The sequence below is a fragment of the Curtobacterium sp. USHLN213 genome, from assembly GCF_037144815.1.
In the GTDB taxonomy this organism is placed as follows: domain Bacteria; phylum Actinomycetota; class Actinomycetes; order Actinomycetales; family Microbacteriaceae; genus Curtobacterium.
On the sequence record NZ_JBBCYQ010000011.1, the window covers coordinates 40910 to 53798 of the forward strand.

Sequence of the window (12889 nt, forward strand, 5' to 3'; positions counted from 1 at the left end):
ATGGCAACGACGCCCACCCGTGCAGACAAGTTCTCCTTCGGTCTCTGGACCATCGGCTACAACGGATCCGACCCCTTCGGCGGCCCGACCCGCCCCGCCCTCGACGTGGTCGAGGCCGTCGAGAAGCTCGACGAGCTCGGCGCCTACGGTCTGACCTTCCACGACGACGACCTCTTCGCGTTCGGCTCGACCGACGCCGAGCGCCAGACGCAGATCGACCGCCTGAAGGGCGCCCTCGACGCCACCGGCATCGTCGTGCCGATGGTCACGACGAACCTCTTCTCCGCCCCGGTGTTCAAGGACGGCGGCTTCACCTCGAACGACCGCCAGGTGCGCCGGTTCGCGCTCCGCAAGGTCCTGCGCAACATCGACCTCGCCGCCGAGCTCGGCGCGTCGACGTTCGTGATGTGGGGCGGCCGCGAGGGTGCCGAGTACGACAGCGCGAAGGACGTGCAGGCCGCGCTCGAGCGCTACCGCGAGGCCGTGAACCTCCTCGCCCAGTACGTCACCGACAAGGGCTACGGCATCCGGTTCGCCATCGAGCCGAAGCCGAACGAGCCCCGCGGCGACATCCTGCTGCCGACCCTCGGCCACGCCATCGCGTTCACCGAGACGCTCGAGCGCCCGGAACTCTTCGGCATCAACCCCGAGGTCGGCCACGAGCAGATGGCCGGGCTGAACTTCACGGCCGGCATCGCCCAGGCGCTCTACCAGGGCAAGCTCTTCCACATCGACCTCAACGGTCAGCGCGGCATCAAGTACGACCAGGACCTCGTCTTCGGGCACGGCGACCTGCAGAACGCGTTCTCGCTCGTCGACCTGCTCGAGCACGGTGCACCCCAGGGCGGCCCGGCGTACGACGGCCCCCGCCACTTCGACTACAAGCCGAGCCGCACCGAGGACATCACGGGCGTCTGGGACTCCGCGGCCGCGAACATGCGCATGTACCTCCTGCTCAAGGAGCGCGCGCAGGCGTTCCGCGCCGACCCCGAGGTGCAGGCAGCGCTCGAGGCGTCGAAGGTCGGCGAGCTGTCGACGCCGACGCTCAACGACGGCGAGTCGTACGACGCGTTCCTCGCCGACCGCTCCGCGTACGAGGACTTCGACGCCGACGCGTACTTCGGCGGCAAGGGCTTCGGCTTCGTGAAGCTGCAGCAGCTCGCCATCGAGCACCTCATGGGCGCTCGTGGCTGACCTGGTCGCAGGGGTCGACTCGTCGACCCAGTCCTGCAAGGTCACGATCCGTGACGCCGCGACCGGCGCCGTCGTCCGGGAGGGACGCGCGTCCCACCCGGACGGCACGGCCGTCGACCCCCGCCACTGGTGGGACGCGCTCGGCACCGCCGTCGCGGACGCCGGCGGGCTCGCCGACGTCGGTGCCGTCGCGATCGCCGGGCAGCAGCACGGCATGGTGGCGGTGGACGCGGACGGCCGCGTGGTCCGCGACGCGCTGCTGTGGAACGACGTCCGCAGTGCCGACGCGGCCGCGCAGATGGTCGCGGAGCTGGGCCAGGAGGCATGGGTCGCCCGCACGGGTCTGGTGCCGGTGGCATCGTTCACCGGTACCAAGCTGCGGTGGCTCCGCGACGCGGAGCCGGAGAACGCCGGCCGGGTCGCGGCCGTCGCCCTCCCCCACGACTGGTTGTCGTGGCGGCTGCGCGGGTACGGTCCGGCCGACGAGAGTCCGCTCGGCCCCGACCTCGACGCCCTCGCCACCGACGGTTCCGACGCCAGTGGCACGGCCTACTGGGACCCGGTGCGGCGCGAGTACGACGCGGAGCTGTTCGAGTCGGCGCTCGGACGACCGATGCGCGTCGCCGGTGCCACGGGCTCCCCGGACGCCGTCGTCGTGCCCCGGGTCGTCCTGCCCGACGAGGCGATGGGCAGGCTCACCGCGGACGTCCAGCTGCCGAACGGCGCGGTGGCGCCCTCGGGGCTCCTCGTCGGCGCCGGACTCGGCGACAACGCCGGGGCAGCGCTCGGCCTCGGACTCGGCCCGGGTGACGTCGCGGTGTCCCTCGGCACGAGCGGCACGGTCTTCGGGGTCACCGACGCCGAGGTGCGCGACCCGAGCGGGACCGTGGCGGGCTTCGCCGACGGGAGCGGGTCGCGCCTCCCGATCGTCACGACGCTCAACGCGGCGCGCGTGCTCGAGGTGATCGGCGGCCTGCTCGGCGTGGACCACGACGCGCTCGGCGAGCTGGCGCTGCAGGCGCCGGCGGGTGCCGACGGGCTCGTGCTCGTGCCGTACTTCGTCGGCGAGCGCACGCCGAACCGACCGGACGCGACGGCCTCGCTGCTCGGCATGACGCCGGGGACCACGGACCGGGCGCACCTCGCCCGGGCCGCGGTCGAGGGGATGCTGTGCGCGCTCGCGGACGGCCTCGCGGCGGTCGAGGGCACCGGTGTCACCGTCGAGCGGCTGCTGCTCATCGGCGGTGCCGCGCGCAACGAGGCCGTCCGGGTCGTCGCTGCGCAGGTGTTCGGTCGTGACGTCCTCGTGCCGGAGCCGGGCGAGTACGTGGCGGCCGGCGCGGCGAAGCAGGCGGCGTGGGTGCTCACCGGGAGCCTGCCGGCGTGGGAGACGGCGACCACGGTCGTGGCCGGCGACCCGCACCCCGAGGTGCTCGAGCAGTACCGGGCCGCCGCGCGCTGAGCGGCTGCCACGACATCGCAACGCCTGGCACGATCGGGCGTACATGGTCGGACGTTCCGACCATGTACGCCCGATCCGCCAAGGTCTGCCCGGAGGAGACCACATGCCGTACACCGACCTGCCCCTCGACGCCCTGCGCGCCTACCGACCCGACGTCCGCCGGCCGGACGACTTCGACGCCTTCTGGGCCGAGACCGTCGCCGACGCCCGGGCCGCCGGGTCGGGCACCGACCCCGTCCTCGCCGCCGCCGACACCCCGGTGACCGGACTCGTCATCGAGGACCTCACCTTCCCGGGCTTCGCCGGTGACCCCGTCCGGGCCTGGGTCTCGCGGCCGGTCGACGCCGCCGGGCCGCTGCCGGTCGTCGTCGAGTTCCTCGGCTACAACGGCGGTCGCGGGCTGCCGGGCGAGCGGGTCTCGTGGGCCCTCGCCGGGTACGTGCACGTCGTGATGGACACCCGCGGCCAGGGCAGCGGGTGGGGATCCGGCGGCGACACCCCGGACCCGCACGGCTCCGGCCCGCACATCGGCGGCTGGATGACGAGCGGCATCGGGTCCCCCGCCGACCACTACTACCGGCGCGTGTACACCGACGCCGTCCGACTCGTCGACGCCGTCCGCTCGCTGCCGGGCGTCGACCCGGACCGCATCGCGCTGACCGGCGGGAGCCAGGGCGGCGGGATCACCATCGCCGCGGCCGCGCTGGTCGAGGCGCACGTCGGACCGATCACGGCGCTCCTGCCGGACGTCGCGTTCCTCAGCGACTGGGAGAACGGCACCGCCGTCGCCGTGGGTGGTCCGTACCTCGAGCTCGCGCGCTACCTGTCCGTGCACCGCGACGCGATCGACACCGTGTGGGACACGGCCGCGTACTTCGACGGGGTGCACTTCGCGGCGGGGATCACCGCGCCGGCGCTGTTCTCCGTCGCGCTCATGGACGACGTGGTCCCGCCGCGGACGACCTTCGCGGCGTACAACGCGCTCGGCTCGGTGGACAAGGCGATCGAGGTGTACCCGTACAACGGGCACGAGGGTGGTGGGTTCGCGCACTGGGAGCGGCAGGTGGCGTTCCTGCGCGAGCGGGGCTGAGCCGGGCGCGATCGCAGTGTGCCGGCGGCAGATTTTCTGAGATACGGAGACATCTCAGAAAACCTTCGCGCCGGACGGCGGGGCTGAGCGACCGGGCGACGCGCGGGTCAGTACCAGCGGCGGACGAACTGCTCCAGGACGTTCTTCACGACCTGGACGGGGCCCGGCGCGGGCTCCCCGCTGTCGCGGCCGATCCGGCGCAGCAGGGCCGCCTGGGCGTCCTCGTACTCGGCCACCTCGTCGGCGGAGTAGTCCGACGGCGGGACGGTGCGGATGGCACTCACCGCTTCGAGCCGTTCCAGCCCCCACCGGAACCCGACCGGGTCCGGCGCCGCTTCGACGAGTGCCACGAGCGCCGCGTCGGAGTAGGTGCCCCGGGGGTCGGCTGCGGCGGAGATGAAGTCCGTCAGCCCGCGGAGCGCCGGCCCCGACCCGCCGGCTCGCATGTGCACGCGCCGCGCTCGGCTGCAGAGGTCGTAGAGGAGTCCGTCGTCCACGGACCGAGCGTGGCACACCGGAGTGCCTCCACGCCACCAGGACTGGGTACTCCCCCGTCGGTCGTCGCACTCGTAGGCTCGGTCGCCGTGACCGACATCGCTCCCGGAGCCCACGTGCCCGCCACCCGACCCGACGCCGCGCCGACCGCTGGTGCTCCGACCGCGGTCGCTCCGCTGAGCCTCATCGCGGTCGTGGCCATCGCGCTCGCCTTCGTCGCGCCGATCGGCGGGGTCGTCGTCGGGTTCATCGCCCGCCGTGAGGTCCGGCGCACCGGCGAGCGCGGCGACGGCCTCGCCTTCGCGGCGGTGCTCATCGGCGCGACGCTGACGCTCGTCACGGTCGTGCTGCCGGCCGCCGTCGCCGCGTCCGGCTTCCTCGGGTTGGGCGTGCCGTTCGGCCTCGGCCTGCCGTTCGGCGCGGGGTACTGACCGTCAGCCGCCGACGAGTGACGTGACCGCGTCGACGACGATCTGCCGTCGCCGCGCCGGCACCACCGCGCTCGTCAGGGCCTCGGACTCCGCGGAGGCCTCGCTCCAGAACGCCGCGAGGTGCAGCACGAGGCCGAGCAGCACCGCGGGTCGGTAGCTGCGCGGCAGGACGCCGGCCCGCTGCGCCCGCTCGACCTCGGCGACCATCGTGGTCCGGCGTTCGACGATCGCCTCGAGCGGAGCGGCCGACGCGCGCTCGAGCCGGTGCCAGGTCGCCAGCCGCTGGGCCCAGGGCCGCTCAGTCCACGAGTCGTGCAACCGGCCGGCGAACCCGGGCAGGTCGTCGGTGTCGAGCGGGACGAGGTCGAAGGTCTCGGCGACGGTCTGCTCGACGAGCGCGTCGAACAACCCCTCCTTGCTGCCGAAGTAGTGGAAGACCTGCGCCTTGTTGCTCGACGCGGCGGCGGCGATCCGCTCGACCTTGCCGCCGACGAGCCCCGCCGCGGCGAACTCGTCGCGCGCGGCGAGCAGGAGGCGTGCGCGGACGGCGTCGGCGGCTGGGGGCGTGAATCGTGCCATGCCGACCACCGTACCGATCCGGACGGTCGTTCCGGGGCGTCAGTGACCACCGTCCCCGCGGATCAGGACGAGGCCACCGTGACGAACAGGTACACGGCGAGCGCGACCGAGCAGCACGCGATCGCGACCCGGAGGACCCCGTGCGGCACCCGCCGGGCGACGGTCGGTCCGATGAGCCCGCCGACCACCGCCCCCGCGCCGAGGGCCACGGCGGCGGACCACACGACGTGCCCGGACACCGCGAACACGACCGCCGGCAACAGGTCCGCGGCGAGGAGCAGCACGTTCTTCACGGCGTTCGCACGGTGCAGGGACGGCTCCCCGGTGAGCAGCAGCACGGCGATCATGAGCACACCGGACCCGGCGCCGAAGTACCCGTTGTAGACGCAGACCCCGACGATCCCGGCCGAGGCGGCGGCGTGCCCACCCGCGGCGGCACCGGCCGCCCGTGCACGACGACGGTCGATGAACGGCTGCAGCAGCAGGAGCAGTCCCCCGGCGAGCACGAGGAACGGGACGATGCGGTCGAAGAGGTGCGCCGGTGTGACGACCAGGAGCACCGCGCCCGCGAGCGAGGCGGCGACGGTCGTCGGCATCCAGCGACGCAGGACCGCGGGTTCGGCGCGCACCTCGTGACGAGCCCGGAACGCGGAGCTCGCACCGCTGCCGATGAGCGCGACGGAGTTCGTGACGTTCGCGGCGAGCGGTGGGACCCCGACGGCGAGCAGCGCCGGGTAGGCCACGAGCGAGGTGATGCCGCCGGCGGTGCCGATCACCCCGGCCACCACGCCCGCGACGACGAGGATCCCGACGGTCAGCACGTTCCATGCTGACACGGCGCGGTGGCCGGGGGTGCGATCAGTTGATGCAGGTGCCCTGCTTGCCGTACGCGTTGCCGACCGGGGTGGACGACGGGGTGGCCGCAGGCGCGGACGAACCGGCGCCGGACGAACCGGCGGCGCCGGATCCGGACGACCCGGAGCGAGCGCCCGAGCCGGAGCCGGCCGAACCCGAGCCCGAACCGGCAGCCCCCGCGGCCCCGACCGTGTGCCCGTCGGTCCCGAGCACGAGCGTCACCCCCGACACCGTGGCCGAGCGGACCGCCGTGGCTCCGGGGACCGCCGCCACGACGGCCTTCGCCGCGGCCTCGGCGCCCTTCGGGTACTCGACGACCGTGGCCGCCGTGGTGGTGGTGTCGCTCGGCGCCCCGACCACGAACCCCTTCGCCGTGAGCGCTGCCGAGGCGGCCGTCGCGCCGCCCGGCGTGGAGCCGCCGTTCTGCACGGACACGTGCACGCTCGACGGGGACGCCGCCTTCGCCGCCGTGTACGCCGCGGGCGCGCCCACGATGCCCTGGATGAACGCCGGCACCGCGCCGAAGTCCACCGCCACCGTCGAGTAGCCGTCGATGGTCGGGGTCCCCGCGGTGGGGATGGTCGTCGACCGGATGCTCGACAGGTCGATGCTGCGGAACGTGTTGACGAGGCTCGGGATGCTCAGGCCGTCGTCGATCTGCACGGCGTCCCCGACACCGTGCAGCAGGTCCGACACCTTCACCGGGTTGAGGAGGGTGCCGGCGGAGAGAACCTTGCGGGCCTCCTGCGAGAGGAAGTACTGCTGGCGGACCTCGCGGTCGAGGTCACCGCGCGGGAGCCCGTCGCGCTGCCGGACGAAGGAGAGCGCCTGCGAGGCGTTCAGCGTCGAGTTCCCCGCGGGGAGGTCGACGTTCGAGTTCGGGTCGTGGGCGGGTTCGTTCAGGCAGACCTGGATCGGCCCGAGCGCCTTCACGAGCTGGTAGAAGCCGAGCAGCGAGACGCGCACGAAGTGGTCGATCTGCAGGCCGCTGATGTTCTCGATGGTCTGGATGAGCAGGCGCATGCCCCCGGCGTCGCCGCCGCCGTTCGCAGCACCGTCCGAGAACGCGCTGTTCAGCTTGAACGTGCCGTGGCCGGGGATCGGCACCCACGAGTCGCGCGGGAACGAGATCATCGTCGCGCTGCCCCCGCCCGCGGGGATGTGCAGCACGATCATGGTGTCGGTGTTCGTCGCCCCGTCGTCGAGCTGCGTGCCGAGCTCGGCGAGCTCCTGCGGGGTGGCGTCGGCCGGACGGTGGTCGTCCCCGACGAGCAGGATGTTCTCGGCCGACCCGTCGACGTCGGCGGACGCCGAGGGGTGCGGGAGCGCCACGTGCACCTTCGTCACGGCGCTGTCGAGCTGCGCGTACGACCAGGCCGCGTACCCGCCCGTGAGCACGAGTGCCATCGCGAGGACGCCGCCGATCGCCGGGAAGAGGGTGCGGGCTGCGCGCCGCTGGCGACCGTGGCGCACGGCACCGTGCTCGGTCGGCACGATCGGGTGCTGTCCCCCGTCAGGTTCGTCATGCATGGCGTCACCCTAGGGACGGTCGCTGCACGCGTGCGGAATCCGCCTGCGGAGCGGTTCAGCGTCCGACGCGCGAGAGCGACTCCGACAGGGCGTCCCTCGTCGCGAGGAGCCGCTGCGCCCGCGCGTCCATGTCGTCCCGGATCGCGACGACCTGGTCGATGATGCCCGGGCACTGGTCCTCGACCTTCCGGCCGCGGGTGCACGGCAGGACCTGTTCGATGAGCGCCGTCGGCAGCCCGAGGTCGAGGAGCATCTTGATCGTGCCGACGGTCTCGACGTCGGACTCGTCGTACTCGCGGTAGCCGTTGGCCCGGCGCTCCGGCCGGATGAACCCGAGCTGCTCGTAGTAGCGCAGCGACCGGGCACTCGCCCCGCTGGCCCGGCTCAGATCGCCGATCTGCATCGTCGCCGCTCCTCGCTTGACCTTGACACTGATGTCAGAGTTTAGCGTGCCGTCCATGCAGATCTTCGTCATCGGCGGCACCGGCTACTTCGGCTCGGTCCTCGTCGAACACCTCCGTTCCGCCGGCCACTCCGTCACCGCGCTCGCCCGTTCCGAGCAGAGCGCCGCCCGCCTGCGCGCGGCCGGCGCAGTACCCGTCGCCGGCTCGATCACCGACACCGAGGTGCTCCGCACAGCCGCCGCGTCCGCCGACGCGGTGGTGTACGCGGCCTCGGACTACGCACCGACCGCGCAGTCGACCGAGGACGAGCTCGCGGCCGTCCGCGCCGTCACCGCCGGAGCAGCAGAAGCCGCCGGAACGAACGGAACGCCCGGAACGCCCGGAACGCCCGGATCGAACGGAACGCCCGGAACCACCGGGACCTCCCCGAAGCCCGTCGTCTACACCTCCACCGGACTCGTCTACGGCTTCGACCCGATGGACGTCACCGAGGACGCGGTCCTCCCCGAGGTCAGCGCCCAACCGGTCAAGGCACAGGCCGAACGCATCGTGCTCGGCGCGCCGGGCATCACCGGGATCGCCGTCCGCGCCGGACTCGTCTTCGGCCGCGGCGGGACCGGGCTCGTCACCGGCCTCATCGACGCCGCCGTCGCGAACGGCGCCGCGACGTACATCGGCGACGGTGCGAACGCCTGGTACCCCGTGCACGTCGACGACCTCGCCGACCTGTACGTCCGGGCGATCGAGCACCCGGTCGCCGGCGTCGTCAACGCGGTCGGTTCGGTGCCGTTCACCTTCCGGGAACTCGCGGAGGCGATCGGCACCCTCACCGGCACCCCGAGCGTCTCCGTCCCGCTCGAGGTCGCCGAGGCGCAGATGGGCCCGGCGGTCCGGACGCTGACGACGTCCACGCACCTCCTCGCGACGAAGGCACGGGCCACCTACGGCTGGGACCCGTCGGAGCGGTCACTCGTCGAGGACGTCCGGAACGGGTCCTACACGGCTCCGTCGCGCCCCTGACTCACCGCGTCGGCGGGGACCAGACCGGTGTCCCGCCGACGGCCTCGGCGATGCGTCGACTGACCGCGCCGAGCTGCCGCACCTGGGCCGGCGTGAGCGCGTCGAAGACCACCCGCCGGACGAGCGCCTGGTGCGCCGGCGTGGACGCGACGACCTGCTCGTGCCCGCTGTCGGTGAGCGCGGCGAGGGTGAACCGCCCGTCGGTCGGGTCGACCACGCGGTGGACCCACCCCTTCTGCTCCAGCCGCGTGACCGCGCGGGACAGCCGCGACAGGGTGCAGCTCGCGGCGGCGGCGAGCACGCTCATCCGCAGCGTCCGGTCGGGTTCGCTGTCGAGGGCGAACAGGACGCCGTGCTCGAAGTGCGTCAGGCCGCTGTCACGCTGCAGCTGCGCGTCGAGCGCGGTCGGCAGTCGTTCGAGCACGGTCGCGAGGGCGACCCAGACCTCGAGCTCCTCAGCACTGAGCCCGGTGGTGGCGACGTCGTCCGGCATGGGGAGAGCGTACCACCGTGACTTGCTCAGGCAAGTGAACCTGCGTACATTGACTTGCTCAGGCAAGTGAACGACACGACAGGAGTGCGACGTGGATCTCGACATCAGGGGCCGGACGGCGTTCGTCAGCGGCTCGACGCAGGGCATCGGGTACGCCGTCGCAGCAGCCCTCGCGGCGGAGGGAGCCCGCGTCGTGCTGAACGGACGGGAACGCACGGGAGTCGACGCCGCCGTCGCCCGGTTGCGAGCGGCGCTCCCCGGCGCCGAGGTGTCCGGGATCCCGGCGGACTTCGCCGACCCGGCGCAGGTGGACGCGCTGCTCGAGCAGCTCCCGGAGGTCGACGTGCTCGTGAACAACGTCGGACTGTTCGGCCTGGCCGACTTCGGATCGGTCGACGACGACGAGTGGCAGCGGTACCTCGACGTCAACCTGATGAGCGGCGTCCGACTGTCCCGGGCACTGCTCGACCCGATGGTCGAGCGCGGCTGGGGCCGGATCGTGTTCGTCAGCAGCGAGTCCGGCGTGAACGTGCCCGTCGACATGGTGCACTACGGCGTCACGAAGGCCGCGGTGATCGCGCTCGGCAACGGCCTGGCGAAGCGGACCCGCGGGACGGGCGTCACCGTGAACACGGTCCTCGGCGGCCCGACCTGGTCCGACGGGGTCGCGGCCACGATCGAGACGATCGCGGCCGCGCAGGACGCTCCGGTCGAGGCCGTGCAGGCCGCGGTGATCGGGCAGAACCGCACGACCCTGCTCGAACGGTTCATCCGGCCCGACGAGATCGCGGACCTCGTCGCCTACCTCGCCAGCCCGCGGGCGTCCGCCACGAACGGTGCGGCGGTCCGCGCCGACGGCGGGGTGCTCACCGGGCTGCTCTGATCCGGACACCGGCCACGAACGGGACGGGAGGCGCGGTGCGAGCCCGCACCGCGCCTCCCGTCCGTCCCGTCGTCGGTCCGGTCAGACCCGCTCCCAGGTGACCGTGCGCCGGTCGGACGGCTCGACCTCGCGCACCGGCCCGGTGACGCGGACGACCGCACGCGCCGTGGCGGACCCGGGGACGGGCGCGGGGCCGGTCCCGCCGCCCACCGCGACGATCCCGTCGGCGCGCACCCCACCGGTCGGTCCGGACGCCGCGGCGTGGGACGCGATCCAGACCTCCACGTCCCCGGGTTCGACCACCTTCCGCAGGGCGCGGTCGGTGAACGCGAACCGCTGGACGGGCACGCTGAACCGCAGGCGCACGGACTCCCCCGGGCCGAGCGCGACCCGGGCGTACCCGAGCAGCTGGGCTACCGGCCGGGTGACGCTCCCCTGCACGTCGTGCCCGTACACCTGCACCACGTCCTCGCCCGCACGCTCCCCGGTGTTCCGGACGGTCACCCACGCGTCGAAGGCCCCCGTGCTGGACACGGTCGGGTCGACGACGAGCTCCTCGTACGCGAAGGAGGTGTAGGAGAGCCCGAACCCGAACGGCCGGACGGGCGTCGAGTCGGTCGCGGTCACGTCGGACGGCCCGCCGAGGCGCGGGTGCAGGTACGTGTACGGCTGGGCGCCGGCGGCTCGCGGGAGCGAGACCGGCAGGCGACCGGACGGTGCGGCGGCGCCGGTGAGGAGGTCCGCGATCGCGAGACCACCGCCCTCGCCGGGGAAGAACGCCTGCACCACCGCGGCCGGACGGGGAGCGTCGCCGTCGAGCGCCCACCCGATGGCGTACGGCCGTCCGGTCAGGAGCACGACGACGGTCGGCGTGCCGGTGGCGACCACCGCCTCGACGAGCTCGCGCTGGACGCCCGGCAGGTCGAGGGACTCGGTGTCGTTCCCCTCGCCGACGGTCCCGCGGCCGAACAGTCCGGCCTGGTCGCCGACGACGACCACCGCCACGTCGGAGCGCTCCGCGACCGCGACCGCGTCGTCGAACCCGGAGCGGTCGTCGCCGGTCACGGCGCAGCCCGCGGCGAACCGGACGGTGTCGGCCCCGAGCGACTCCGTCAGCGCCTCGCGCACGGTCGGGATGGCGAAGCCGAGCGGCAGGTCCGGGTGCGCGGCGAGCACGTGGTTGGCGAAGGAGTAGCAGCCCTGCAGGGCCTCGGCGCGATCGGCGTTCGGACCGATCAGTGCCACCGACGCACCCGGGGCCAGGGGCAGCACCGGGGCCTCGGGCCCGTTCGACAGCAGCACGAGCGACCGCGCCGCGAGCGCCTTCGCGAGCGCCCGGTGCCGAGGGGTGTCGAGGTCGATCCCGGTCGGCGGCTCGTCCTCGAACGCGTCCGGGTCGAGCAGCCCGAGCCGCTCCTTCTGCCGGAGCACGCGGAGCACCGCACGGTCGACCAGCGCCTCGTCGACGTCACCGGAGCGGACACGGTCGACGAGCGGCCCGAGGTAGGCGTCCCCGGTGGGCAGCTCGACGTCGACGCCCGCGGCGAGGGCGAGTGCGGCCGCTTCGCCACGGTCGGCGGCGACGCCGTGCATGACCTCGAGGAACGCGACCGAGAAGTAGTCGGCGACCACCGTGCCGTCGAACCCGAGCCGGCCGCGGAGCAGGTCGGTGAGCAGGTCACCGTTCGCCGCGACCGGTACGCCGTCGACCTCGGCGTACGAGTTCATGACGCTCCGGGCCCCGCCGTCGCGCAGCGCCATCTCGAACGGCGGCAGGAAGACGTCCGCGACCTCGCGCGGCCCGGCGTGCACGGGAGCGTGGTTCCGCCCCGCCTGCGAGGCGGAGTACCCGAGGAAGTGCTTGAGCGTCGCGTCCACCCCGGCGCGCTGCAGGCCCCGGACGTAGGCGGTGCCGATCGTCCCGACGAGGTACGGGTCCTCGCCGATGCACTCGTCCACCCGCCCCCACCGCGGGTCGCGGACGACGTCGAGCACCGGGGCGAGGCCCTGGTGCACGCCGAGCTGTCGCATCGAGTCGCCGATCGCCTCGCCGACCTGCTCGACGAGCTCCGGGTCGAAGGCGGCGCCCCACGCGAGCGGCGTCGGGAACGTGGCGGCCTTCCAGGCGGCGAGCCCGGTGAGGCACTCCTCGTGCACGAGTGCCGGGATCCCGAGTCGCGTCTCGCGCTTGAGTCGTCGCTGCTCCGACCACAGCCACGCCGCGCGCTCGTCCGGCTCGACGGGGCGGGTGCCGTAGACGCGGGTGAACTGGCCGAGGCCGTGGCGCGTGACGTCGGCCAGGGTGCGGCCGTCGGCGTCGTCGTGCGCCGCCATCTCCCCCTGCATCGGGGCGACCACGCCGTTCTGGTCGAGCCAGTAGCCGACGAGCTGCGCGGTCTTCTCCTCGAGCGTCATGGCGGCGAGCAGGGCGGTCGCGCGGTCGGCGCCGGTCG

The 12889-nt window shown here is 73.5% G+C and carries 13 protein-coding genes; 6 read left to right on the forward strand and 7 right to left on the reverse strand.

All coding sequences use genetic code 11. The features are described from left to right. The 3 genes from xylA (at nt 1) to WFH25_RS14930 (ending at nt 3746) form a co-directional block, all read left to right on the forward strand. Nucleotides 1-1194, forward strand: coding sequence for a xylose isomerase (xylA, locus tag WFH25_RS14920; protein WP_092384350.1), 1194 nt, complete (start codon nt 1-3; stop codon nt 1192-1194). Further along, a complete protein-coding gene (locus tag WFH25_RS14925) occupies nt 1187-2656 on the forward strand; it encodes a xylulokinase (RefSeq protein WP_336698368.1) in 1470 nt (489 codons plus the stop codon). Before xylA ends, WFH25_RS14925 begins: the two co-directional genes overlap by 8 nt. 103 nt (nt 2657-2759) lie before the next feature. Next, complete coding sequence (locus tag WFH25_RS14930; RefSeq protein ID WP_336698369.1) at nt 2760-3746, forward strand: acetylxylan esterase; 987 nt, start codon at nt 2760-2762, stop codon at nt 3744-3746. A 107-nt stretch (nt 3747-3853) separates the two neighbouring features. On the opposite strand, the gene WFH25_RS14935 is transcribed toward WFH25_RS14930, so the two are convergent. Beyond that, entirely contained in the window at nt 3854-4243 is a 390-nt protein-coding gene (locus WFH25_RS14935; protein WP_175495961.1) for a hypothetical protein, read from the reverse strand. An 87-nt stretch (nt 4244-4330) separates the two neighbouring features. Between WFH25_RS14935 and WFH25_RS14940 the strand changes: the two genes are divergently transcribed. Next, a complete protein-coding gene (locus tag WFH25_RS14940; protein WP_336698370.1) occupies nt 4331-4672 on the forward strand; it encodes a DUF4190 domain-containing protein in 342 nt (113 codons plus the stop codon). Between the two features lie 3 nt (nt 4673-4675). Here WFH25_RS14940 and WFH25_RS14945 read toward each other — a convergent pair whose 3' ends face one another. The 4 genes from WFH25_RS14945 to WFH25_RS14960 form a co-directional block, all read right to left on the reverse strand. Then, on the reverse strand, nt 4676-5251 hold the full coding sequence (locus WFH25_RS14945; protein ID WP_336698371.1) for a TetR family transcriptional regulator: 576 nt from the start codon (nt 5249-5251) through the stop codon (nt 4676-4678). A 62-nt stretch (nt 5252-5313) separates the two neighbouring features. Then, a complete protein-coding gene (locus WFH25_RS14950; RefSeq protein ID WP_336698372.1) occupies nt 5314-6087 on the reverse strand; it encodes a sulfite exporter TauE/SafE family protein in 774 nt (257 codons plus the stop codon). Between the two features lie 22 nt (nt 6088-6109). Continuing rightward, the gene (locus tag WFH25_RS14955) at nt 6110-7636 is read right to left on the reverse strand and encodes an LCP family protein (protein ID WP_336698373.1); all 1527 of its coding nucleotides are present in this window, start codon (nt 7634-7636) and stop codon (nt 6110-6112) included. Nucleotides 7637-7691: 55 nt separating this feature from the next. Beyond that, on the reverse strand, nt 7692-8039 hold the full coding sequence (locus WFH25_RS14960) for a MerR family transcriptional regulator (protein ID WP_070416814.1): 348 nt from the start codon (nt 8037-8039) through the stop codon (nt 7692-7694). A 55-nt stretch (nt 8040-8094) separates the two neighbouring features. Here WFH25_RS14960 and WFH25_RS14965 point away from each other — a divergent pair, with 55 nt between their 5' ends. After that, nucleotides 8095-9060, forward strand: coding sequence for an NAD-dependent epimerase/dehydratase family protein (locus WFH25_RS14965; protein ID WP_336698374.1), 966 nt, complete (start codon nt 8095-8097; stop codon nt 9058-9060). A gap of 1 nt (nt 9061) precedes the next feature. Here WFH25_RS14965 and WFH25_RS14970 read toward each other — a convergent pair whose 3' ends face one another. Then, entirely contained in the window at nt 9062-9553 is a 492-nt protein-coding gene (locus WFH25_RS14970; RefSeq protein WP_336698375.1) for a MarR family winged helix-turn-helix transcriptional regulator, read from the reverse strand. 91 nt (nt 9554-9644) lie between these two features. Between WFH25_RS14970 and WFH25_RS14975 the strand changes: the two genes are divergently transcribed. Next, nucleotides 9645-10436 (forward strand): SDR family NAD(P)-dependent oxidoreductase, encoded by a 792-nt coding sequence (locus tag WFH25_RS14975; protein WP_336698376.1) that lies wholly within the window; start codon nt 9645-9647, stop codon nt 10434-10436. Between the two features lie 81 nt (nt 10437-10517). Here the strand turns inward: WFH25_RS14975 and WFH25_RS14980 are convergent, their stop codons facing one another. Continuing rightward, the gene (locus tag WFH25_RS14980) at nt 10518-12851 is read right to left on the reverse strand and encodes a glycoside hydrolase family 3 N-terminal domain-containing protein (RefSeq protein WP_336698467.1); all 2334 of its coding nucleotides are present in this window, start codon (nt 12849-12851) and stop codon (nt 10518-10520) included. Between the last annotated feature and the right edge of the window lie 38 nt (nt 12852-12889).

Coding starts and splice junctions, on each gene's coding strand:
- xylA (WP_092384350.1), top strand. CDS start 1: ATGGCAACGACGCCCACCCGTGCAGACAAGTTCTCCTTCGGTCTCTGG.
- WFH25_RS14930 (WP_336698369.1), top strand. CDS start 2,760: ATGCCGTACACCGACCTGCCCCTCGACGCCCTGCGCGCCTACCGACCC.
- WFH25_RS14945 (WP_336698371.1), bottom strand. CDS start 5,251: ATGGCACGATTCACGCCCCCAGCCGCCGACGCCGTCCGCGCACGCCTC.
- WFH25_RS14955 (WP_336698373.1), bottom strand. CDS start 7,636: ATGCATGACGAACCTGACGGGGGACAGCACCCGATCGTGCCGACCGAG.
- WFH25_RS14960 (WP_070416814.1), bottom strand. CDS start 8,039: ATGCAGATCGGCGATCTGAGCCGGGCCAGCGGGGCGAGTGCCCGGTCG.
- WFH25_RS14965 (WP_336698374.1), top strand. CDS start 8,095: ATGCAGATCTTCGTCATCGGCGGCACCGGCTACTTCGGCTCGGTCCTC.
- WFH25_RS14970 (WP_336698375.1), bottom strand. CDS start 9,553: ATGCCGGACGACGTCGCCACCACCGGGCTCAGTGCTGAGGAGCTCGAG.
- WFH25_RS14980 (WP_336698467.1), bottom strand. CDS start 12,851: ATGACGCTCGAGGAGAAGACCGCGCAGCTCGTCGGCTACTGGCTCGAC.